Below are 22,028 nucleotides of genomic sequence, written 5' to 3' on the forward strand. Positions count from 1 at the left end.
TCTTGCGGCTTTGATCCCGGCGAGGGAGGAAGCCCGGATGAAGCGTCGTGAATTTCTGGTCGGGGCCGCGCTGCTGGCCGGCACGATGGGGCGCAGCCGCTCCGCCGACATCCCTGCCCCGTCGGCCGACGGACTTGAGCGCATCACCGCGTATTTTGACAACGAGGTGACGCTTGGCCGCCTGCCGGGCGCGGTGGTCCTGGTGCAGCAGCACGGCAAGCCGGTCTATCTGAAGAACTTCGGCGTGCGCGACACCAGGACCGGCCTTGCGATGACGCCGGACACGATCTTCGCCATCCACTCCATGACCAAGCCGATCACGTGCCTGGGCGCGATGATGCTGATCGACGAGGGCAAGCTCGCGCTCGCCGACCCCGTGTCGAAATACGTCCCGCTCTTCGCCGACACCAAGGTAGGCTTGGAGCCGGAGGGCACCTCGAAGGTCGAACTCGAGCCGCCGATCCGTCCTGTCAACATCGAGGATCTGCTGCGGCAAACCTCGGGCATCAGCTACGACTATATCGGCGCTCCATGGGTGATGCAGGTTTACCAGGCCGCCGATATTTTCGAGGGGCCCTTCAACAACAGGCAATTCGCCGACCGCATCGCCAAGCTGCCGCTCACGCGCCAGCCCGGAACGCTGTGGCGCTACGGCCATTCCACCGACGTGCTCGGCGCCGTTATCGAGATCATCTCGGGCCAGACGCTGTATGAATTCCTCAAGCAGCGCATTCTCGATCCGCTCGGAATGAGCAGCACCAAATTCGTGCTGAAAACGCCGGAGGAGCGCGCCCGGATGGCGCGGCCGCTGCCGAGCGACCCGGTCCTGCTCGCCGGCGAGCGCGACCGCCTCGACCATCCCGAATGGGAATCCGGCGGCGGCGGGCTACTCTCGACCATCACCGACTATCAGCGCTTCTCGCAGATGCTGCTCAATGGCGGCGAGTTCGAGGGCAAGCGTTACCTCAGCCCCGCCGTGTTCAAGGCCATGACGACCGATCACGTCGGGCCCGGCTCCGGCGTGGGGCGCGACTATTTCTATTTCCCGGGCGACGGTTTTGGCTATGGCTACGGCATCGGTGTACGCACCGATCCCGGCAATGCGAAGCCGCCGCCGGCCGGATCGATCGGCGAATTGAAATGGGACTCAGGCAGCGGCACCTATTTCGGCGTCGATCCCAAGCTCGACATGGTCTACCTCTTGATGCAGCAGACCCAGAACGAGCGCAGCCGCATCACGCCCGCCTTCAAGGAACTGGTCTACGGCTGCTATCCCGAAGGGCTACGCCGCCCGTGAGGCGCGCTGGCCGAAATCGGCCAGCAGCTTTGCGATCTCGGCGGCGGGCCGCGCCGCGCTGAACAGAAACCCCTGCACCTCGTTGCAGCCTTCGGCGCGCAGCCAGTCGAGCTGATCCTCGGTCTCGACGCCTTCAGCCGTCGTGGTGATGTTGAGGCTGCGGCCGAGGCCGGAGATCGCGCGCACGATCGCGACGCAATCGGGCCGCTGCGCCAGATCCTTCACAAACGAACGGTCGATCTTGATCTTGTCGAACGGGAAGCTACGGAGATAGCTCAGGCTCGAATAGCCGGTGCCGAAATCATCCATGGAGATGCTGACGCCGAGCTCGCGCAATTGATGCAGGATCGCAAGATTGGCATCGGTCTCCGCCAGGAAGATCGACTCGGTGATCTCGAGCTCGAGTCGCTTCGGCGACAGGCCGGACTGCGCAAGCGCGGAAATCACGACCTGGACCAGGTTGCGGCTGCGGAATTGCGCCGGCGACAGATTGACCGCGACCTTGACGTCGACAGGCCATTTCACCGCCTCCGCGCAGGCCTCGCGCAGCACCCACTCGCCGAGCTGGGTGATGAGGCCGATGTCCTCGGCGACCGGAATGAATTCCGCTGGCGAGATCATGCCCTTGTCAGGATGACGCCAGCGCAACAGCGATTCGAAGCCGGAGATGCGGTCGGACGCGATCGACACCAGCGGCTGGTAATGCAGCTCGAACTCGCCATTGGCGAAGGCGCGACGCAGATCGAGCTCCATGTCGCGGCGCTTCTGCGCCTGGAGGTCCATCTCGCGCTCGAAGAAATGGTGCACGCCGCCGCCGTCGGACTTCGCCCGGTACAGCGCCATGTCGGCATTGCGCATCAACTCCTCCGACGTCGTGCCGTCGCCGGGCGACAGCGCGATGCCGATGCTGGCGCCGATCACCATCTCCTGGCCGTCGAGATCGTAGGGCGCCTTCAGCATGTCGATCAGCAAGGTCGCGCAGGCGCTGGCTTCGTTCGGCGAGACGTCGGCTGCCAGGATCACGGCGAACTCGTCGCCGCCAAGCCGGGCCGCGAGATTGCCGCCGCGCACCGCGGTGGTGAGACGTTCGGCAACTTGCTTCAGCAGGCGATCCCCCACCGGATGCCCGAAGGAATCGTTGATGTTCTTGAACAGGTCGAGATCGATATAGAGCACGCCGACCCGTTTTCCGCCGGCCTGGTCGAGCGCCTGCTTCAAGCACTGCTGGAAATGTTCGCGGTTCGGCAGATCGGTGAGCCCGTCATGGTGCGCCATGTGGGCGATCCGCGCCTCGGCCTTGCGCCGCTCCGTGATGTCGACCACCGCGACCAGATAGCCGTCGCGATCGTCGAAGGCGACGCGGCGGCCGAAAGTGAGCACCTCGATCTCGCTGCCGTCGGCGCACAAATGGCGCCAGTTGCGCGAGGAGTGATAGGTGTCGCCGATGCGTTCGAGCGCCTCGGCGTGGCTGTCCCACTCGTCCTCGGGCCAGATCTCGTGCAGCTTCATCCGCAGAAAGGTGGCGCGGCTGTAGCCGTAGTGCTGGACCGCGGCATCGTTGACGCTGAGAAATTCCTTGGTCTGTGCCTCGAACACCCACATCGGCATCGGGTTGTTGTCGAACAGCAGGCGAAACGAGGCGTCGCGCCGCTTCAACGCGGTGACGTCGGAGATCGTCAACGAGACCAGATCGGCGAAGGCGGTGGCACTGAGCCGAAGGTAACGTCCGTCCTCCTCGATCTCGAGCTGCTCGCCGCGGCCGCCGGAGACGACCTTGAGCAGGAAGTCCATGATTTCGGGCGAGGCCAATAGCGTATTCCCCTCGCCGATCCGCCGCCACAACAGGCCCGCGCTCGCGGCTTTCAGCAGCGCTCCGGCGCTCTTGTTGTGGTGCACGATCTGGAGATCGAACGGCTTGCCTGCGGCATCGCGCAGCGTCGCCAGCGAAACCACGGCGTCATCGGTCGACGAGAAGATCGCGTCCAAGAGATTGTATTGCGCGCCGCGCTCGTTGATGTAGGCGCCAACCAGCGTGGCGCCCCAGCGCGAGGCGGTCGGCAACGCCAGCACATCGTAGGTCCGGACCATGCCGTCACGCACGCAATGCGCGCTGCCCTGATGCGGACGTCCGTTCTCGAGCGCGCTCGTCACAGCTTCCGACAGCGCCGTGGCGCAATCGGGCGAGAGCTCGGCGACCGGGATATCCCAGCGCTCCTCGCCGAGCCATTTCTGCACGTAACGCCCGCTGCGCGACAATTCGAGCGCGCCATCATTCTTCAGCAGCGCGATGTGGTCGGCGAGCCGTCCGAGGCTCCCAAGCATCACGTCCTCATAGCGCGGCAGCCGTTCGCCCGGCTTCAACGCGGCACGCCATTTGCGTTGAAGCACCGGGATGTCGTCAAACATTTCGGCGGCCGGTTTTCCCGGCATCTTCTTCGCGGCAGTCATTGCAGTCCCCAACGCACTTTCCCAGGGCATCCAATGCAGCCGCGCTTAATGCCGTGTAAAAAGGACGCAGCCGCGGGTTCCATTCGGCGATTATGACAGTTTTAAGTCAGGTGTTGGTTAGTGCGCGTTAGAGACTATGACGGTTGCCTAAAATGCGATGCGTGCGCGTGAGAGTGAAGTTATGGCGCACAGCTGCTTCATCCTCGTCATTGCGAGCGCAGCGAAGCAATCCAGACTGCCGCCGCGGAAAGATTCCGGATTGCTTCGCTGCGCTCGCAATGACGGAGTGCGCAGGAGCTGCGCCCGCCTCTCTCGTGTCCCGGACGCGACGCAGCGCGTAGCGGTGCGGCGCAGAGCCGGGACCCAGCAGGTGACACAACACGCTGACGCATGGGCCCCGGCTCTGCAGCGCATCACTTCGTGCTGCGCAGCGTCCGGGGCACGAGAGTGTCGTTGAGTGAATGACATGGGCTCGCATCCTCGCGGCGCATTTCGCCCGAGCTTTGCCTGATCGCCTCACCCTCAAATGAAAGAGGGCGCAGGGAAGACCGGGAGCCCGCTGGCACCCGAGGTCCACTGTGCGAAATTGTGGTGAGAAATCTGCACAGCGGCATACAGGTGTAGCCAGGACATCCCGGCCTTCCCTGCGCAGTGGTTGGAACGGCGTATGTCGTGCTCTCCCCGGGGAGCGATGCACTATTGCCCCCGTCGCCTTGCAGATGGCTGATGCGCGCCCGGCTGGGCAACACGCACCACCACAAGACTTGGCGCACAGACCCCGGGCGCCAGGACGACACGATTTGGCCGTACGCGGATCACACCGGTCGTGCGTGCGACGTGCTTCGCTCACGGCTGCCCGCCCTGCGATCACCTTCGCACCAGTGTGGCCCACGTCCACCGCCGCCCGGCCCGCGTTCGTGACGATCGCGATACGCCCCTCTTCCTTGGGCCGAAGTGAGGCAACATATACGCCGTTTCCGAATTCTTATAAAGCGAATTATTTTCGTTGAAGGTGATTGACAGCGTTCTGCCCTGAGTTCGGTGTTTTGCCCGTCGGGCAAAACTCGGTAAGCACGATCACCGACAGCGATCGGGCGCGAGAAACCTTCTTACACTGTCCAGAAATACCGACCAGGCCGGCTCGGTCCCCAGCAAGATATGATTGGGACTCTCGAGCGGAACGAATGTTGCGCCTTTAATCCGAGCAGCGAGTTCCTGCCCCTCCGTGAACTTTACGCTCGCGTCGGCACGAGCGTGCAACACCAGGGTCGGCGTTCGTACATCCTGCAGCAGATGCCGCACATCGATTTCGCCGAAGATATTCGTAAGCTTGAAGGCGTTCTGCGGCGACGTCGTAATCCGCTGCAGATCGTTGAACCACTGCGCCTGCTCGGCATTTGCTTCAGGAATGAAGAGGGACGTGAATATCTGGCGAAACACCGGACTTTCTTGCCCCCACCCCTCGAGGACCAGAGTTGTCAATGCCTCCCGGCGGGCCACGTTTGACGGGTCCTGATGGCGCCAACCCTTTGCGTATCCGCCATAAAGAACGAGATGACTGACACGCTCCGGGTGCTTCACGGCGTAGGCTATCGAGATCGCGCAGCCCTGAGAAATGCCAAGCAGGGGAAAACGCTCGAGCCCCGCCGCATCGACGACCGTCTCGAGATCACGCACGAAAGCGTCGAAGGAGATGTCGAAGACATCCCAGTCCGACAAGCCCGTACCGCGTTCGTCGTAGCGCAGGAACGTGTTGTCGCGGCTCAACGCCTCGATCCAGTGCTGCCAGACCGGGCTCGCAAAGTCGAATTCCAGATGATTGAGCCAATTGGCGGCCTTCACCAGCGGTGGCCCGGCGCCGACCGACGCATAGGCGATGCGCACCCCGTCGCGCGCGGTGCAGGTTCGAACGTTCTGCTTGAGCTGCCTCGGCGAAGCCGCCGGCTCAGCGGCGGCCACATCCCCGGGCGGCACCCGATGCTGCGACCGATGTCGCAGGAGTTGCTGGTAGAGCGCCCTCGTCTCCTGATCCGGCTCGACGTTGAGCTCTTTGCGCAGGATCGCCTCGCAGCGCTTGTATTGCCGCAACGCCAACGCGGTCTGCCCCTGCTCGGAGTAGAGCCGCATCAAGGCGCGATCCACCTCTTCCTGCAACGGATCGATCGCCAACAAACGGAGCGCCAACGCGATCGCCTCCTCCCGTGCGCCGATAAGCTGTAATTCCTGCAGCAGCGTATGGAAGGCAGAGGTGGCGACGGCGCGCAACCGGGTCCGCTCGCCCAATAACCACTCGTCGAAAAGATCGGACCGCGCGTTCAGTCCCTCGAGAAAGGGGCCGCGATACAACTCCGCTGCACGTTTCAAATTGGCGATGGACGGATCGGATACCGCATCCTTGAATTCGACGACGTCGGTCGTGACGGCGCCGATATCGAAGCCAAGCAGGTCGTGATCGGCGGACAACGGCAGCTCGGCGCAATCATGTCGCAGCATGCTGATGCATTGGCGCAAGCTTTGTCGCGCCGCGTCCTCGTGACTGTCGGGCCAGAGCAACGCCGCAAGCCGCTCACGAACATGGACGACCCCAGGGTTCATGGCCAGAAATGCCACGAGGGCCTGCGCCTTCTTGTTGCGCAAGGTGACCGGCCCGCCCCGGTCCATGGAAAACGAACCCAGCAAGGTCAACCGCGGCATTCCCACCCTCTCGGCATCAAATGGCGCAATTCTAGCAGCCTCGACCGCGTTTTTGACGGTTTTTTCACGCCTGCCCTGACGAGCCGCTCACCGCCGTCCTCTAGAAAGGAGACAACGCGCTACCCGGCGCACATTTGAAAAGGCACAAACACGTGACCCTGATTTCCCTATCCACATCAAGGCTCGCGGCGCCCTTCGGGCGCCGAGGCATTCCGCTGCTTTTCGCGAGGTTCCGGCGCCTGCTGAACGGTTGGATCGCCGCCGCCATTGCCCATCACGAGCGCCGGGCGGCGCTCGCCGCGCTGCGCCCGCTGGACGACCGGGCGTTGAAGGATGTGGGTCTCTATCGCGGCCCGTTCGATGACCTCATCGAACGCGCTGCACGCTCTCGATGGAGCCGCTTCCGGCAGGCGTGAGACGACCACATCAGTTCAATTCGATCCTCGCCAAAGACCAGGAGAAGATGATGTCTATCACGATTCAAAACGGGCCAGGTACAGCACCCACTCGCCCCTTCGCGCTGGCGATGAAGTCCGCGGCCCTCGTCTACGGGACCAGTGCCTATTTGATCTTTCTGGGCACGTTCCTCTATGCCATCGGCTTCGTCACGCAATATATCGTGCCCAAGACCATCGACACCGGCGCGCCGACCTCGCTAACCAACGCGCTCGCCATCAATCTGCTGTTGCTATCGACCTTCGCGGTTCAGCATAGCGGCATGGCGCGGCAGGGGTTCAAGCGGCTGTTCGCGCGCTTCGCTTCGCCGGTCATCGAGCGCTCCAGCTACGTGCTGCTGGCAAGCCTGACGCTCTTGCTGCTGTTCTGGCAATGGCAACCGATTCCGACGGTCATCTGGAACATCGAGTCTCTCCCTTGGCCGGGCCCGTGATTGCGGGCGAGTTCCTGGGCTGGCTGATTGTGCTCTACAGCACATTCCTCATCAGCCATTTCGAACTGTTCGGCTTGACACAGGTTATCAGCCATTTCGCCGGCCGGCTCACCGCGCCCGTCAAGTTCAAGACGCCGGGCCTGTATCGCCTCATCCGCCACCCGATCTATCTGGGGTTCATCATCGCCTTCTGGTCGACGCCGGTGATGACGCTCGGACACCTGATGTTCGCATCAGTGACAACGGCCTATATCTTCGTCGGCATCTGGCTCGAGGAGCGCGATCTGGTGGCGCTCTTCGGCGACGAGTACCGAAAGTATCGGAAGCGCGTCGCGATGCTGTTGCCGGGCCTTTTCTGAACAGATTGGAAAGGCACCATCGTGACCGGACAGGATTTGATCGATCGTGCAAAAGCCTTCGTCGCGGCAGTCGCCGCGGCGAAGCCCCGCCAGACCGTCGAGGCCTTTTATGCCGATGATATCGTGCAGGAGGAATTTCCAAATCTTCTCCTGCCGCAGGGCGCAGTGCGCGATTTCATCAACTTGCGAGCGTCTTACGACAGATCCCGTTACATCCTTGCCTCGCAATCGTTCGAAATCGTCAACGCCCTTGCGTCAGGCAATTGCGTGGTGATGGAGACGATCTGGACTGCAACACTGGCGGTCGGCGTCGGCAAGCTTGCTCCCGGCGACACTATGCGCGCCCGTTTTGCGCAGTTCTTCGAATTCCGTGACGGGCTGATCTTCAGGATTCGCAACTACGATTGTTTCGAGCGAATCTAGTCCGTAGGGTGAGTTACGCCTGTCGACTGCGCTTCGCACGGCCGAAAGGCTAATCCACCCTGCAGGCCGTCATGCCAACCGTTCGATCACGAGATCCAGCAGCGCGCGCAGGCGCGCCAGGCGTCGGAGATCGCGGTGATAGCCCACATATGTGTCGCGGCCGGGCGGCGTTGCGCCGATGTCGAGCGCGACGAGACGGCGATCGCGGTCGCCGAGGGGGCGTGGCAGCACGGCAAACCCGCCGCCGCCGGCACACAGCTCCGCCTGCGCCTGCCGGTTGTTGCTGCGCGAGGCGATCTCCGCATTCGGCAGCGTGCGCTTCAACCAGATCGCATCTGGCATGTCGGCGAATTCGGCATTCATGGTGACGACACGGGCGCCGCTTCCGTCGCCGGCGCGCGGCGGCTTGCTGCCCTTCCTGCCATACAGCGCGTAGGGAATGTGGAGCAGTTTTCTCGAGATCACCTCGGGCTCGCTGAACGGCTTGATGCGGAACACGAGATCGGCCTCGCGCCGCGGCAGGCTGTAGAGGCGCGCATCGGTCAGGAGCTCGACGATCACCTTGGGATGGCGCTTGCCGAAGGCGGCGATCACCGGCGACAGCATCACCGTGCCGAACCAGTCCGACGACGACAGGCGCAGCATGCCGTCGAGCTGCGTCTCCGCACCCGAGGCGTGGCGCTGAAGCGCGAGCGCCTCCTCCTCGATCCGCTCGGCGTGGCGCAGCACGGCGGCGCCCTCGTCGGTCAGCACAAAACCATCGGCGGTGCGCTGGAACAGCGTTTGTCCCAGCGCGGTTTCGAGCGCGCGAAGCCGCCGCCCCATCGTCGGCTGGGTCTGGCCGATCTTGCGCGCGGCAGCCCCGAGCGTGCCTTCGCGCGCAATCGCCAGGAAGATGCGCAGATCGCTCCAGTCCATCGAAATGACCCCATACAGAAATGCACGATCATCGTACATTCTTGTTCCTTCTCATGCAAAATTTCATGAGCATATTGGAGGCCGACAACGGAGCAAGACGATCATGACGAGACAATCGACGATGCGGGCGGCGATCCTGGAGACCCACAACGCGCCACTGCGCCTCTCAACCGTCTCCACGCCCGAGGTCGGGCCGCGCGAGGTGCTGGTGCGGGTGCGCGCGAGCGCGGTCAATCCGCTCGACACCAAGATCCATGCCGGTGCGGCGGCACATGCGCGTCATCCGCTGCCCGCCATTCTCGGAATCGATCTCGCCGGCGTGGTCGAGCAGACCGGGCGCGACGTGACGCGGTTCAAGCCGGGCGACGAGGTCTATGGCATGACCGGCGGCGTCGGCGGCGTGCCGGGATCGCTCGCCGAATTCGCCGCGGTCGATGCCGACCTGCTGGCGCCCAAGCCCGCCAATCTCAGCATGCGCGAAGCCGCCGCCCTGCCGCTGATCTTCATCACGGCCTGGGAAGGCCTGATCGATCGCGCGGCGCTGAAGGCCGGCCAGAAGGTTTTGATTCATGGCGGTGCCGGCGGCGTCGGCCATGTCGCGATCCAGATCGCGCGCGCCATCGGAGCAGACGTGTTCGCGACCGGCTCGGCAGCGCAGCGCGCCACCATCGAAGGCTTTGGCGCTGTGTTCATCGACCGCGGCACTGCGATCGAAGCTTACGTTGCAGAGCATACCGGCGGCCGCGGCTTCGACATCGTCTACGACACCGTCGGCGGCAAGGTGCTCGATGCCTCCTTCGAAGCCGTGCGCCGTTTTGGCCATGTGGTGAGCGCGCTGGGCTGGGGCACGCACGCGCTTGCGCCGCTGTCGTTCCGCGCCGCCAGCTATTCCGGTGTGTTCACGCTGCTGCCGCTGCTATCAGGCGAAGGCCGCGCGCATCACGGTGAGATCATGGCGGAAGCGACGCGCCTGGTTGAAGCCGGCAAGCTCGCGCCGCTGGTCGATGCAAGGCGCTTCACGCTGGAAAGTGTTGGCGATGCCTACGCTCTGATCCGGGATCACGCCGCCAAGGGCAAGCTGGTCGTCGACATCTGAGGTGAGGCTCGTAGCCCGGATGGAGCTGTCTGCTGCTCCCGCCGCTAGTCCTCGCTGGCCGCCGCGGAGCGATTGCGCAAGTAAGCCTGCGACAACAGGAAGAACAGTGCGCGCTCGCCATGATACTTGGCGGACGGCCGGGTGCGCTCGAAGCCATCGGCAAATATCTTGCCGGACTGGCACACCTGCCATCGCCAGCCAAACCGCTTACGCCTGGTGATGATCACTTCAAACATGCCGACGGGCTTGGTCCCCTGCTTCTGCCGGTCTCGCAAGTCATGCGCCTGCTCCGGCCTCCCCCGTTAGACGGATGCCCGACATATAGCGCAGCAGGACGGAAAGAGAATAAAATTGATTATCGGAAATCCGTATCTTCCACCGGCTATGACGAAGTCGCGACGCTTGCGGAATAAGCCTGTGCTGGCGGTGTTAATCGCTTCCTTCAACGCTGCTTGCAACGCTGCTTGGTAGCGCTGGCAAAGGTATTCAAGTCGGAACACAAGACGCGTATGCCCGGTAAGCGAACGCTCACCGGGCATTCACGCCGCAGCTCAGCGGCCGACTCGCGCCTGGAGATGCGCAGGATAGCGGTCGCCCTGCACGGCGACCTTGGACAGCACCCCTGCAATTGCAGTGAGGTCCGCGTCCGACAGCGTCACCGCAGCCGCGCCGAGATTTTCCTCGAGCCGGTGCAGTTTGGTGGTGCCGGGGATCGGCACGATCCACGGCTTCTGCGCGAGCAGCCAGGCCAACGCGATCTGCGCCGGCGTCGCTTTCTTCATTGCGGCGATCTCGCCAAGCAGATCGACGAGGGTCTGATTGGATTTGCGTGCGCTGGATGAGAAGCGCGGCACGATGTTGCGGAAGTCGCTCGCATCGAACGTCGTGCTCTCGGTGATCGCGCCGGTGAGAAAACCCTTGCCGAGCGGGCTGAACGGAACGAAGCCGATGCCGAGCTCTTCCAGCGTCGGCAGGATCTCCTGCTCCGGCTCGCGCCACCACAGCGAATACTCGCTTTGCAACGCGGTCACGGGCTGCACCGCATGGGCGCGGCGAATGGTCTGCGCGCCCGCCTCCGACAGGCCAAAATGCAGCACCTTGCCGGCCTGGATCAGATCCTTGACCGCGCCCGCGGTCTCCTCGACCGGCACGTCGGGATCGACGCGGTGCTGGTAGAACAGATCGATGCGATCGGTCTTGAGCCGCTTCAGCGCAGCCTCCGCCACCGCCTTGACGTTGGCGGGCCGGCTGTCGAGCCCGGCCTCGACCTTGCCGCCCTTGAAACCGAACTTGGTGGCGATCACGACCTTGTCGCGGAATGGCTGAAGCGCCTCGCCGAGCAGCTCCTCGTTGGCAAAGGGCCCATAGGCCTCAGCAGTGTCGAAGAAGGTCACACCGCGCGCGACGGCGGTCCTGATCAGTGCGATCGCCTGCGACGTCTCGGTCGCCGGGCCATAACCGTAGCTCAGGCCCATGCAGCCGAGGCCGAGGGCCGAGACCTCGAGGCCGCTCTTGCCCAATGTTCGCATCTGCATCGTCAGCTCTCCCTGAAGTTCATGTTCGGCAGCGAATTTAGGCCACGCGCCGGCCTGCGATTAGATGATAAAATCGGTATGTACTGATGAGATGGATTCATGAATGACCCGCACCAACGTCAATGACCTCCTGGCCTTCCTTGCGGTCGCGCGCGAGCGCAGCTTTACCCGCGCGGCAGCCCAGCTCGGTGTGTCGCAGTCGGCGCTCAGCCATACTGTGCGCGGCCTGGAGGAACGGCTCGGCCTGCGGCTGCTCACCCGCACCACCCGCAGCGTCGCGCCAACGGAAGCGGGCGAACGTCTGCTCCGCAATGTCGGGCCGCGCTTTGTGGAGATCGACGCAGAGCTGTCGGCGCTGACCGCGCTCCGCGAGACGCCGGCGGGCACCATCCGCATCACCACCGGCGAGCACGCCGCACAGACGGTGCTGTGGCCGGTGCTCGCAAAGCTGCTGCCGCGCTACCCCGATATCAAGGTCGAGCTCGTCGTCGACTATGGCCTGACCGATATCGTCGCCGAGCGCTACGATGCCGGCGTGCGCCTCGGCGAGCAGGTCGCCAGGGACATGATCGCGGTGCGGATCGGGCCGGAGATGCGCATGGCCGTGGTCGGCGCGCCCGCCTATTTCGCCGCGCGGGGCAAGCCGAAGCTGCCGCAGGATCTCACCGAGCATAATTGCATCAACCTCCGCCTGCCGACCTATGGCGGGATCTACGCCTGGGAGTTCGAGAAGCGCGGCCGCGCCATGAAGGTGCGGGTCGACGGCCAGCTCGTGTTCAACACCGGCCTGCTCAGGATGAATGCCGTGCTGGCGGGGCTTGGTCTTGCCTATATCCCCGACGATCTCGTGAAGCGCGAGATCGCCGACGGCCGGCTGATCCGCGTGCTCGCCGACTGGTGCGCACCGTTTGCGGGCTATCACCTCTATTATCCGAGCCGTCGGCAGCCGACGCCGGCGTTCGCCGTGCTGGTGGAGGCGCTGCGCTATCGGAAGTGATGGGGCGCGGCCCTCCTCCTCGTCATTGCGAGCGCAGCGAAGCAATCCAGAATCTTTCCGCGGAGGGACTCTGGATTGCTTCGCTGCGCTCGCAATGACGGTGGGAAAACAGCTGCGCGTCGAAACTGCGCTCTCGTGCCCCGGACGCGGTGCAGCGCTTCTTCAGCGGTGCGCTGCTGAGCCGGGGCCCATCTATCGAGATATGTGCTCGTGGCTTCCTGGGTCCCGGCTCTGCGGAGCGGCATTGCATGCCGCACCGCGTCCGGGACACGAGATTATCGCGCGACCACTTCGACTTCGCCGTCGACGCCGTTGACGACGTTGAAGCCGCGCTCGTAGACCTTGCCCTCGTTCTTGGCGATGGCGCGGTATTCGCCTTCGGAGAGCACGACGCGCGGGAAGGCGCCGATCGATTCCTTGATGACGTCGCCGCCGGGGGTCAGCACCGACCAGGCGGTGTTGGCGAGCGCCTCGCCGCCCCTGTCGCTGACGAGCTTGAGCGTGATCACGGCGGCGCGGTGGGTGATGGTGACATCGGTGAGCTTGCCGGCCTGGACGCGGATGTCCGAGCGCACCACCGAATTGGCGTCGCCATAATTGGAGATGATGTAGTAGGTGCCCTCCGGGATCAGCACGACGTCGCCGGCGGCGACGTTCGGCACCAGCGAGGCGCGCTCGCCGGACTCGAACTGGCTGCCCTTGTAGATCGCGAACGAGATCTGGTTCTGCGGAATGCGGCTGGTGCCGACGCGTCCCTCGATGCGCAGGCCGCCGGCCGGCAGCACGAAGGATTCGCGGTCGGTCTCGGCCTTCAGGCTGACGGTGCGCACCGCGCTGACGAGGCCGAAGGCGACGTGCACGACGTAATTGCCCGGCGGCAGCACGATGTTCGGCGTGGCGTTCCGATCCTCGCGGATCAGCTTGAAGGTGCCGTTCTCGTCAGGACGGTCGGCAAACACGCGCCAGACCAGGCCGCTGGTGATTGCGGGTGTGTCCTTGCCGTATTTCGCGGTCAGCGACAGAACGCCCTGGCCGGGCACGGCCGCGTTGAGCGGCGGGGCCGCGGGCACGGTGCTGACCGCAGGCGGGGGCATGCTGGGCGTGTTCGGCTGGAGCAGGGTCGGCGGCAGGCTCGGCGGGCCAGCGCCCGGGCCGGTGGGGGGCGCGAGGCTGACGGCGCCGCCGGGGTCGGGCACCGAGGCGGGCGGCACCGGGGGCGGACGATCGGAGAAAAGCTGCGCCCGGGCAGCATTTTGGCCAAGGATATAGAGGCAGGCAGCAAGGATCAGTATCGGCAGCAGCGATGTGCTGCGCCGCCATCCGATGATGCCGTCACCCCCGAGAGTCATGCCACCTGCTTTTCACCGAAAACGCGGCAAATTCAAGCCTCCGAATCCCCGGGGAATACGGCCGGATACAGTTCTTTGGAACCCGGTTGACGCCTGCGTGATTAAACGGGAGGCAACCGCTCCTCGCCACACTCCTGCCCCCTGCTTCCCGAACGGTATAAACCATGCTTTGCCCTCGTTCTGGCGGAGCGGAAGTACGGCGCCTACTCTGCTGTGAGGGCTGGCCCGGGGTAGGAGGGTTTCGGTGCTTGATATCTTGAAGGGTCGGGGCGCGAACGGCTCCAATGGAGAGAAGGTCGGTCTTGGCAGCGTGCGACGGCCGGTCATTGGCCTGGCGCTCGGCGGTGGCGCGGCGCGCGGCTTTGCCCATATCGGCATCCTCAGAACCCTCGCCGCCAATGGCATTGTGCCTGACGTTGTGGTCGGCACCTCGATCGGCGCCGTGGTCGGCGGCCTCTATGCGGCCGGCCGGCTCGATACGCTGCAGGAGTGGGGACGCAGCCTGCAGGGGATGCGCAACATCCTCGGCTATCTCGACATCCGACTGAGCGGCTCCGGCCTGATCGGCGGTGAGAAGCTGGCAACCCGGCTCGAGGACGCGGTCGGCCAGACCCTGATCGAGGATCTTCCGATCAAGTTCGCCGCCGTCGCAACCGAGGTCCGTACCGGCCACGAGATCTGGCTGACGCGCGGCCGCGTGGTCGACGCCATGCGCGCCTCCTACGCCCTGCCCGGCATCTTCTCGCCCGTCCTGATCGGTGACCGCTGGCTGGTCGACGGCGCGCTGGTGAATCCGGTGCCGGTCTCGGCCGCCCGCGCGCTCGGCGCCGAAATCGTCATTGCCGCAAATCTTTCCAGCGACATCTTCACCCATTCCACGACGATCTATTCGCACGGCGCGGTGCCCGAGACGGTCCCGCCCGCGGCCGAGGCGACCACGGCGAAGCGGCGCTTCCCGCGATTGTTCTCGCCCGAGAAAACCATGAAGCGCGAGTTCTTCGGCAGCGCCGGACGGCCCGGCATCTCCTCGGTGATGGTCGACGCCTTCAACATCATGCAGGACCGCATTACCCGCGCGCGCCTCGCCGGCGATCCGCCCGATCTCCTGATCACGCCGCGGGTCGGTCATTTCGGCTGGTTCGACTTCCACCGCGGCGAGGATCTGATCGCGCACGGCACCCGCGCCGCCGAGCGCGCGCTGGAGTCGATCCAGGAGGCGATCGAGGTGCTCGCGCCGGCGCCCGCGGGCAGCGCGCCCAAGGCGGGCGAGCCCAAGGCAGACGAATAACGCCGACGAGTAAGGCCGCTCAGGCCGTCTTGATGTAGTCGCGCAGGGCTTCCTGCTCGGTCTCGTATTCCTGGACGCGGCGCTTCACGATGTCGCCGATCGAGATCAGGCCGACCACCTTGCCATCGTCGACGACCGGCAAATGGCGGAACTTGCCGGTGGTCATCGTCTCCATGAGCTCGGCGACCGTGTCGGTCTCCTTGCAGGTCACCACCTTGCGGGTCATGACCTGGGAGACCGGCTCCTCCAGCGCGCCGGCGCCGCGCTCGCCGATCACGCGCACGATGTCGCGCTCGGACAGGATGCCTTCGAGCCGGCTCTGGTTCATCACCAGCACCGCGCCGATCTTCTTCTCGCCGAGCAGTTTGACCGCGGCAGCCAGCTTGGCGTCGGGCTCGACGCTCATGATCTGGTGGCCCTTGGTGTTGAGAATGGAACGTACCGTCATTGTCGGCCTCCCTGAATCGGATCCGTCCGCATTTCGCGGACCGGACTTGTTCGTCGAGTCTTCAACTAACAGTTTAGGCGCCGGTTACACGCTGAGGCGCTTTGCGAAGCATCGCCGCTAGCGGCTTGTCGCTTCGGAACATTCTTCTCGGGAATGATGGATGAATTCGGGCGGCGCCGCAAGCGCAGCTTCAAATGCGGTTTGAAATGTCCTGTGATGACGCATCCGCAGCATCGTTTCGCACGCGCGGCACGGGATCGAACAGCGCGAACAGCAGAAGGCCAGCGAAGAAGCCGCCGATATGTGCCTGCCAGGCGACGCTCGTGGTTTCGGAATCGACGCCGATCGCGCCGACGCCGAAGATGATGTTGACGCCGAACCAGACGGCGAGGAAGCCGACCACCCGCCCGTCGCGCAGCGCGCGCGACAGCGGCAATGCCGGAACCCTTGCGGCGGTATCGGCGTCTGATCGGTTGAACGACAGGAAGCTGCCGCGGACAAAGGCAAAGCGGATCGCCGCCGCCATCGCGCCGGACACCGAGGCCGAGGCGCCGATCATCGGCGCCACCGCGTGCTCATGGGTGACGAGATGGGCGAGCGCGCCGGCCGCTGCCGTCACCGCGAGAAACAGGAAGAACCTGATCGCGCCGAAGCGCCGCGCCAGCGCGCTGCCAAACGGCAGCAGCCACAGCACATTGAAGCCGAGATGGGTCAGATTGGCGTGCAGCAGCGAATAGGTGACGAAAGTCCAGACCTTGGCGCCGGCCCCACCGGGGATTTGCAGATTGAGCAGCGAGGAATCGTAGCGCTTCGGGATGAAGCCGAAGACGTCGATGGTCCAGTTCTCGAGCTCCGGCGGCAGCAGCACCCGCAGATGGATCACCGCCAAAAGGAGGATATAGGCGGTCAGCGCGACCGGCAGCGTCAGGATCGGCTCGCGCGGAGCTTCCTCGACAACGGCCGGTATCTCCGGCGGAGAATCTTGCGGGGAATCCAAGGCAGCTTCGCTTTCAGGCGCGATCGGAGCGACAGGCTTAACGACAGCCTTGGAGATAGTCGCCTTTGCCGGCCTTGCGCAAGTGCACAAAAGGAAAAGGCAGGGCCCTGGGAAAGCCCTGCCTTTCCGTGTCGGTCTTCCGGTACCCAGAGGAATAAGGTGTATCCCCACCCCTCCCCGCGGCCCGTGACCAAACTGTTTGACGCCCGTGTACAGGCCCCGCCGAGAACCTGGATGAAAGCGGCGAGGCTTGCGACCGCGATCACCATAGCAGCGGCGCGCCGGACGGAAAGCGGATAGTTAATTTAACGTTAACGACGCAAAGACAGCCTCCGGGGGCCCGAAAACGCCTCCACGGCATGGACGCTGCAAATCCCCTCCTGCACAACAACGAAAGGGATCGCGGGTGCACTGAAGCGGGACAGGTTTGTCCCGCGAGCTAGCGCCCCGGGGTAAGCGTCCAGTCATGAAACATCCGTCGAGCCGCGCGTTCTTCGCGTATTGGGACAAGAAGCGCGGCACTGCGCGGGCCCCTGATCGGGCCGATATCGATCCGGCCGCGGTCCGCGGCCTGCTCGGCGATATCTTCGTGCTGTCCTGCGAGCAAAACCTCGGCTTCCCGTTCCGCGTCGCCGGCACGCGCGTCTGCGCGCTCGCGGGGCTCGACCTCAAGGACCAGAGCTTTGCGGCGCTGTTCACCGAGGCCAGCCGCAGCGAGATCGAGGAGATCACCACGATCGTCGCCGACGAGACGTTAGGTGCGATCGCCGGCGTCACCGCCGCGCGCGAGGATGGCAGCAAGGCGCATCTCGAGCTGCTGCTGCTGCCCTTCAACGCCCGCCCGCATACGCCGGTGAGTGTCACCGGCGTGCTCGCACCGTTCAACGACGAATGCGGCGCGTTGTCCGCATTCGCCCTCACCTCCTGGCGCTATCTGCATCAGCCGGAGAAGCTGCTGCCGCGCGCAATCCGCAAATTGCAGATCGCACGCGGGCTGATGGTGTATGAGGGGCTGAGGTAGTTTTCGTTTCGACGAGGGCGAACGCCGCGACCTCGATGCAGTCTCTCACCGGGATGACACAGCCATGTCCGACATCATCAGTTTCGGTACGCTTCAGCTCCGCTTCCTGCACAGCAAGGACGACACCGGCGGCAGCGTCGACATCTTCGAAATGACGCTCCAGCCGAATGCGCGGATGCCGATCCCGCATTATCACGACCGCTGGGACGAAACCATCTACGGGCTGTCCGGCGTATCGACCTGGACGATCGACGGCAAGCAGAACGATCTCGGCCCCGGAGAATCGGTCTTCATCAAGCGCGGCATCGTGCACGGCTTCACCAACCGTTCGACGGGACCGGCAACATGCCTGTGCATCCTGAGCCCCGGGGTGCTGGGCCCGCAATATTTCACGGAGATGGCCGCACTCCTGTCGGCCGGCGCGCCACCCGATCCCGCAAAGATGAAAGAGACGATGCTGCGCTACGGACTGGTGCCCGCGCCGGCAGCGTGAGCCAGGCTCGCGATCCATCATTGGAACCTTACGTGCTGCAGGACGTTTAGCTGTTTGCCGGGCATATGCCTGCACGGCAACGCGGCTCGGCCGGAGACGGGGCGTTTGCTCGCCGCCGGGCCTCCGTCGAGGGACGATTCCCCGTGATGGAGCACGCGACCAGAGTTGGTAATCGCCTGTTAGCTGCATTACCGCCGGCCGACTTCGCTTTGCTTGCACCGTATCTCCGGAAAGTGCCGCTCCAGCACGACGCAGTCCTGGTTCGATCGGGCGACCGGGTCGAACACCTTTGCTTCCCGTGCAGCGGCGCGATCGCCCTCATCATGGAGTTGCCGAACGGACAGACGGCCGCAACCGCCGTGATCGGCAACGACGGCGTCGTCGGCCTGATGACGGCGCTCGGACCCGTCCGATCCCCCCTGACGGCGGTTGTCCGCGTGGCCGGGACCGCACTGCAGATCTCGCCCGCGCGATTTCAAGCGACGCTCGAACGCAGTCCCGCCCTCGCAAGCGCGGTTCAGATCGTCACCAGGGCGATGATGACGCAATTCCTGCACGTCGCGGCCTGCAATGCACTGCACTCCGTCGAGGCCCGCCTCGCCCGCTGGCTGCTTCACATTCACGATCGGACGGAGGGCGGTGGTGACGTCCTGCACCTGACGCAAGAGACGTTGTCGGAATTGCTCGGCGTCCGGCGGACCACCGTCACGCACGTCGTGAGCGCACTTCGAACCTCAAGGGCCCTGAAATCCAGTCGGCGCGGCCAACTCGAGATCGATCGGCCCCGGCTCGAGGTCGTCGCCTGCGAGTGCTACAAGGTGATGAGCCGCAGGATCGATCGGATCGTTTCGCAGGATGCCGTCAGGCGGCTTCACACCGCGCCCGCGCGGAACGGCTGCCCGCCCCCGGATTTCCCGTTCGCCAAGACCGATTCATAGACCCAAGCCTCTCTGGCGAACCACTCATGCGTCGCCGCGCACATCCCGCAATATGTGCGCGAGAAGAACACCGTACTGCACCGAAATCTTTCGCGATCTATCTCGATGCCCGTCGGAATGGCGTGGCCCGTTTCCGGGCATTTGATCATCACCATACCCATCCTGACTTCCTCCAGCTTGGCATCACCTCACGGCAAGGCTTCTCACGGCAAGGCTTCACCGCCTCGGCTGGACCGCGCCCCTTCTGGCGAAGACGCTCGTCCAGCCGATCCACGCGGCCAGTAGCCTCGATTCAAGCAGCCCTATGCAGAACTAGGTTGAAACTCTTCTTGATCGGCTCGGCCGTCTCGGTTGCGACCTTCTGGGCGAGGTCCCAAAGCTCCCGGTTTTGGCGAGAAGCCGCTTCAAAGGTCTTGCGGCTGTGGGTGGTGGAGAGGTTCACGACATCCGCAAACGACCTCGCATCCGCAAGCTGGGACATGAACTCCAGCGCGGAGCCGGTATTGATGTTTGATATTTCGATGACCTTGGTGCCGTAATCGGCGGCACGCGTGGCATTGGTCGAACAGGCTTCGCGGAGCGCTTCGGTGATCTCCTCGGAAGCCGCCCTCATCCGCTCTAAATTTGCCTTGGCCCGGGCGGCGCCCTGCTCGGCGAGATCGCCGAAGATCGCCTGGAAGTTGAAAAATGGCAGGTCGAACCTGGGCATTGCACCGCCATTCGCCGTCCCGTTCAGCGCAGTGGCGTTCGTCTCGGCTTTCAGATTGGCATCATTCATGGTCATTCATCCCCTCACGCGAAACCAGATAATGGATTGAAGACTCCCAGAAGCTCCCAGGTGCGGACCGCACCGGGAAACCAGTGCCCCTACTCTCAAATGGAGGGATGCTGCTGCCGATATGCCGCTCGCGCCCCCTGCCGGAACCAACTATGACCAACCAAAATCGGGCCTTCGGTTCGCTTTCGGACTCTCGACTTGAATAAATTCGATTCAAGCGACGACGCGCCACGGGCGGCTTTTTTACTTCTTCGAAGTTGTCGCGATTACTCCCGCCAACTTGAGATCAGTCCAGCGAGCGGTTCGGAGACGCCGGTGCCGGTGGCCTTCCGCTGAGGGCGCGGCGAGGATTCGGCCGCTTCCAGATGGCGCCCTGTCACTGATTGACAGCGAGTTGCTGGAGCCGCTCCGCAGCGCACCGCATTGAACGATACGTCGCATCGCCAATGCGGCGTTGCGCTGCGTCCGAGGCACGAGACCGGTGGCATCTCGTCAATGTCAGACACCACCTCGCATTGCCGCGGCGGATTGTCCGCTCACGGCATCGCCAGGTGCCAGGCGCCGTTCAGAAAGCCGTCGCCGGTGATGTCGCCGGGCTTCTGGTCCTTGGCGAAGGTGTAGAGCGGCTTGCCCTTGTAAGCCCACTGCCTGGAACCGTCGTCGCGCGTAATGACGGTGTAGCCGTCGGCCGCGGCATCGCTCGCCTCGGCCTTCAGCACCGGCCAGTTTGTCGCACACGGTCCGTTGCAGGCTGACTTGCCGTCCGCATCCTTGTCGAAGGTGTAGAGCGTCATGCCCTTGGCGTCGGTGAGCACGTTGCCCTTGTCGGTCTTGCCGGTCTTGGTCGGCGGCGCGGCGAAGGCAGCGGGGATGATGGCGAGCGATATGGCGAGCGTGAGCGCGAGGCGGATCGAGGACGTCATGGGTTCTCCTGTCATGCAATTGGCTTGCATGGGGTAGGACGCCGCGCAACGCTTCGTATTCCTGGGACTGCGGCAAAGATATTTTTCGCTGCGCGCGTCGTCGCGACGGAATAAACTGGAATGGATGAGACCGACCAACGGACCGACATGAGCAAGCCGCACTGGCGTCCCGCGCGCGCCTCCGACCTGGTCGCGATCAGCGCGATCGCAGCGCGGATCCATCCCGATCTCCCTGAGAGTCCCGACGTGTTCGCGGAGAAGATGCGACTCTATCCCGATGGCTGCCGACTGCTCATCGCCGACGAAGAGATCGCCGGCTACGGACTCGCGCATCCGTGGAAGCAGCACCGGATTCCGCCGCTCAACGGCTTCCTGCAACAATTGCCCGATGATGCGGATTGTCTCTACGTGCACGACGTCGCCGTGCTGCCCGATTTCCGCGGTGGCGTCGCGCGCGATTATATTGCCGATATCGAGAAGCTGGCGCGCGCATCACACATCACAACGCTCGCGCTGGTCTCGGTCTACGCCACACGGCCGTTGTGGGAGCATCTCGGCTTTCGAGCCGTCGCGGCGGATGCGGAGGCGCGCGCAAAGCTCGCCTCCTACGGCGAAGGCGCGACCTACATGCTTCGCGACCTCGCTGCGACATAACGTCCCCGCCCGGCTCACGCGGGCGTGAAGCCGTCCCTCGAACCGCCTTCGATCAGCCCCCGTCGAAGGTGTGCGCGGGCCGTTCCGGTCTCGCCGAATCGAGACTGGAGAATTTCCATGAAACTCACATTGTCGAAAGTTACTTTGATTGCATTCGCTGCGGCGGCCGCGTTCAGCGCGACCAGTGCCAACGCGGCGCAGGTCCGGACCTATGGCTGCGATTCCGCCTTCTTCGAGGGCTGCGGTATCCTGGTCGAGACGCCGACCCCTGGCGGCAGAAGCCGCGTCAACCTCACTCACGACACCTCGCCCATCTACATGAAGCAGACCGACCCCCGCTACAGCTCGTCGATGCGCGATGCCGGTGGTGGCGGCGGCGGAGGTGGTGGTGGTGGCGGCGGCGGTGGCCGCTGAGTTCGCAGCTGACTTTTCAGATGATGTCGCCGGCGCAATCCGGCGGCATCACTGCTGTCTGCACGGTCA

General features: G+C 64.2%; 21 protein-coding genes and 1 pseudogene. 12 read left to right on the top strand and 10 right to left on the bottom strand.

Annotation, left to right across the window (positions count from 1 at the left end; translation table 11 throughout):
• The first annotated feature begins 37 nt into the window (after positions 1-37).
• On the top strand, positions 38-1,297 hold the full coding sequence (locus IVB46_RS02885) for a serine hydrolase domain-containing protein (protein WP_247309553.1): 1,260 nt from the start codon (positions 38-40) through the stop codon (positions 1,295-1,297).
• Here IVB46_RS02885 and IVB46_RS02890 read toward each other — a convergent pair.
• Entirely contained in the window at positions 1,283-3,745 is a 2,463-nt protein-coding gene (locus IVB46_RS02890; RefSeq protein ID WP_247309551.1) for an EAL domain-containing protein, read from the bottom strand. The genes IVB46_RS02885 and IVB46_RS02890 overlap by 15 nt on opposite strands.
• Before the next feature lie 1,077 nt (positions 3,746-4,822).
• Positions 4,823-6,439 carry an alpha/beta hydrolase gene (locus IVB46_RS02895; protein ID WP_247309549.1) on the bottom strand — a complete coding sequence of 539 codons (1,617 nt, stop codon included), beginning with the start codon at positions 6,437-6,439 and terminating at the stop codon, positions 4,823-4,825.
• A gap of 152 nt (positions 6,440-6,591) precedes the next feature.
• Between IVB46_RS02895 and IVB46_RS02900 the strand changes: the two genes are divergently transcribed.
• From IVB46_RS02900 to IVB46_RS02910, 3 genes and pseudogenes are all read left to right on the top strand, one after another.
• The gene (locus IVB46_RS02900; RefSeq protein WP_247309548.1) at positions 6,592-6,855 is read left to right on the top strand and encodes a DUF1127 domain-containing protein; all 264 of its coding nucleotides are present in this window, start codon (positions 6,592-6,594) and stop codon (positions 6,853-6,855) included.
• 110 nt (positions 6,856-6,965) lie between these two features.
• Positions 6,966-7,687 (top strand): annotated as a pseudogene (mddA, locus tag IVB46_RS02905) (methanethiol S-methyltransferase).
• Between the two features lie 21 nt (positions 7,688-7,708).
• Positions 7,709-8,110: a nuclear transport factor 2 family protein gene (locus tag IVB46_RS02910; RefSeq protein ID WP_038944930.1), complete on the top strand. Its 402-nt coding sequence runs from the start codon at positions 7,709-7,711 to the stop codon at positions 8,108-8,110.
• Positions 8,111-8,179: 69 nt separating this feature from the next.
• Here the strand turns inward: IVB46_RS02910 and IVB46_RS02915 are convergent, their stop codons facing one another.
• A complete protein-coding gene (locus tag IVB46_RS02915) occupies positions 8,180-9,028 on the bottom strand; it encodes a LysR family transcriptional regulator (protein ID WP_071917376.1) in 849 nt (282 codons plus the stop codon).
• Between the two features lie 103 nt (positions 9,029-9,131).
• Between IVB46_RS02915 and IVB46_RS02920 the strand changes: the two genes are divergently transcribed.
• Positions 9,132-10,124 (top strand): zinc-dependent alcohol dehydrogenase family protein, encoded by a 993-nt coding sequence (locus tag IVB46_RS02920; protein WP_346016109.1) that lies wholly within the window; start codon positions 9,132-9,134, stop codon positions 10,122-10,124.
• Positions 10,125-10,168: 44 nt separating this feature from the next.
• On the opposite strand, the gene IVB46_RS02925 is transcribed toward IVB46_RS02920, so the two are convergent.
• Both IVB46_RS02925 and IVB46_RS02930 read right to left on the bottom strand, forming a co-directional pair.
• Positions 10,169-10,399: a hypothetical protein gene (locus IVB46_RS02925; protein ID WP_014494328.1), complete on the bottom strand. Its 231-nt coding sequence runs from the start codon at positions 10,397-10,399 to the stop codon at positions 10,169-10,171.
• A 276-nt stretch (positions 10,400-10,675) separates the two neighbouring features.
• Entirely contained in the window at positions 10,676-11,659 is a 984-nt protein-coding gene (locus tag IVB46_RS02930; RefSeq protein ID WP_231142216.1) for an aldo/keto reductase, read from the bottom strand.
• 103 nt (positions 11,660-11,762) lie between these two features.
• Between IVB46_RS02930 and IVB46_RS02935 the strand changes: the two genes are divergently transcribed.
• Positions 11,763-12,656 carry a LysR family transcriptional regulator gene (locus tag IVB46_RS02935; protein WP_247309546.1) on the top strand — a complete coding sequence of 298 codons (894 nt, stop codon included), beginning with the start codon at positions 11,763-11,765 and terminating at the stop codon, positions 12,654-12,656.
• A gap of 275 nt (positions 12,657-12,931) precedes the next feature.
• On the opposite strand, the gene IVB46_RS02940 is transcribed toward IVB46_RS02935, so the two are convergent.
• Positions 12,932-14,005, bottom strand: a complete 1,074-nt coding sequence (locus IVB46_RS02940; RefSeq protein ID WP_247309545.1) for a hypothetical protein — start codon at positions 14,003-14,005, stop codon at positions 12,932-12,934.
• A gap of 244 nt (positions 14,006-14,249) precedes the next feature.
• Between IVB46_RS02940 and IVB46_RS02945 the strand changes: the two genes are divergently transcribed.
• Positions 14,250-15,293, top strand: coding sequence for a patatin-like phospholipase family protein (locus IVB46_RS02945; protein WP_247309544.1), 1,044 nt, complete (start codon positions 14,250-14,252; stop codon positions 15,291-15,293).
• 19 nt (positions 15,294-15,312) lie between these two features.
• Here the strand turns inward: IVB46_RS02945 and IVB46_RS02950 are convergent, their stop codons facing one another.
• Both IVB46_RS02950 and IVB46_RS02955 read right to left on the bottom strand, forming a co-directional pair.
• A complete protein-coding gene (locus IVB46_RS02950; RefSeq protein WP_063982499.1) occupies positions 15,313-15,741 on the bottom strand; it encodes a CBS domain-containing protein in 429 nt (142 codons plus the stop codon).
• A gap of 190 nt (positions 15,742-15,931) precedes the next feature.
• Positions 15,932-16,738 carry a rhomboid family intramembrane serine protease gene (locus tag IVB46_RS02955; RefSeq protein ID WP_135216656.1) on the bottom strand — a complete coding sequence of 269 codons (807 nt, stop codon included), beginning with the start codon at positions 16,736-16,738 and terminating at the stop codon, positions 15,932-15,934.
• Positions 16,739-17,204: 466 nt separating this feature from the next.
• Between IVB46_RS02955 and IVB46_RS02960 the strand changes: the two genes are divergently transcribed.
• The 3 genes from IVB46_RS02960 to IVB46_RS02970 all read left to right on the top strand — a co-directional run bounded on the left by IVB46_RS02960 (position 17,205) and on the right by IVB46_RS02970 (position 19,190).
• Complete coding sequence (locus IVB46_RS02960; protein WP_041958462.1) at positions 17,205-17,759, top strand: PAS domain-containing protein; 555 nt, start codon at positions 17,205-17,207, stop codon at positions 17,757-17,759.
• Positions 17,760-17,823: 64 nt separating this feature from the next.
• Positions 17,824-18,252 carry a cupin domain-containing protein gene (locus IVB46_RS02965; RefSeq protein ID WP_028150261.1) on the top strand — a complete coding sequence of 143 codons (429 nt, stop codon included), beginning with the start codon at positions 17,824-17,826 and terminating at the stop codon, positions 18,250-18,252.
• Between the two features lie 143 nt (positions 18,253-18,395).
• Entirely contained in the window at positions 18,396-19,190 is a 795-nt protein-coding gene (locus tag IVB46_RS02970) for a Crp/Fnr family transcriptional regulator (protein ID WP_247309543.1), read from the top strand.
• Positions 19,191-19,482: 292 nt separating this feature from the next.
• Here the strand turns inward: IVB46_RS02970 and IVB46_RS02980 are convergent, their stop codons facing one another.
• On the bottom strand, positions 19,483-19,968 hold the full coding sequence (locus tag IVB46_RS02980) for a phasin (RefSeq protein WP_247309542.1): 486 nt from the start codon (positions 19,966-19,968) through the stop codon (positions 19,483-19,485).
• A 536-nt stretch (positions 19,969-20,504) separates the two neighbouring features.
• Entirely contained in the window at positions 20,505-20,891 is a 387-nt protein-coding gene (locus IVB46_RS02985; RefSeq protein WP_247309540.1) for a hypothetical protein, read from the bottom strand.
• A gap of 147 nt (positions 20,892-21,038) precedes the next feature.
• On the opposite strand from IVB46_RS02985, the gene IVB46_RS02990 reads away from it, so the two are divergent.
• Together IVB46_RS02990 and IVB46_RS02995 are read left to right on the top strand one after the other, a co-directional pair.
• The gene (locus IVB46_RS02990; RefSeq protein ID WP_247309620.1) at positions 21,039-21,545 is read left to right on the top strand and encodes a GNAT family N-acetyltransferase; all 507 of its coding nucleotides are present in this window, start codon (positions 21,039-21,041) and stop codon (positions 21,543-21,545) included.
• A gap of 117 nt (positions 21,546-21,662) precedes the next feature.
• Complete coding sequence (locus IVB46_RS02995; RefSeq protein WP_247341948.1) at positions 21,663-21,959, top strand: hypothetical protein; 297 nt, start codon at positions 21,663-21,665, stop codon at positions 21,957-21,959.
• Positions 21,960-22,028 lie beyond the last annotated feature (69 nt).

It is taken from the genome of Bradyrhizobium sp. 61, assembly GCF_023073075.1.
Lineage (GTDB): Bacteria > Pseudomonadota > Alphaproteobacteria > Rhizobiales > Xanthobacteraceae > Bradyrhizobium > Bradyrhizobium barranii.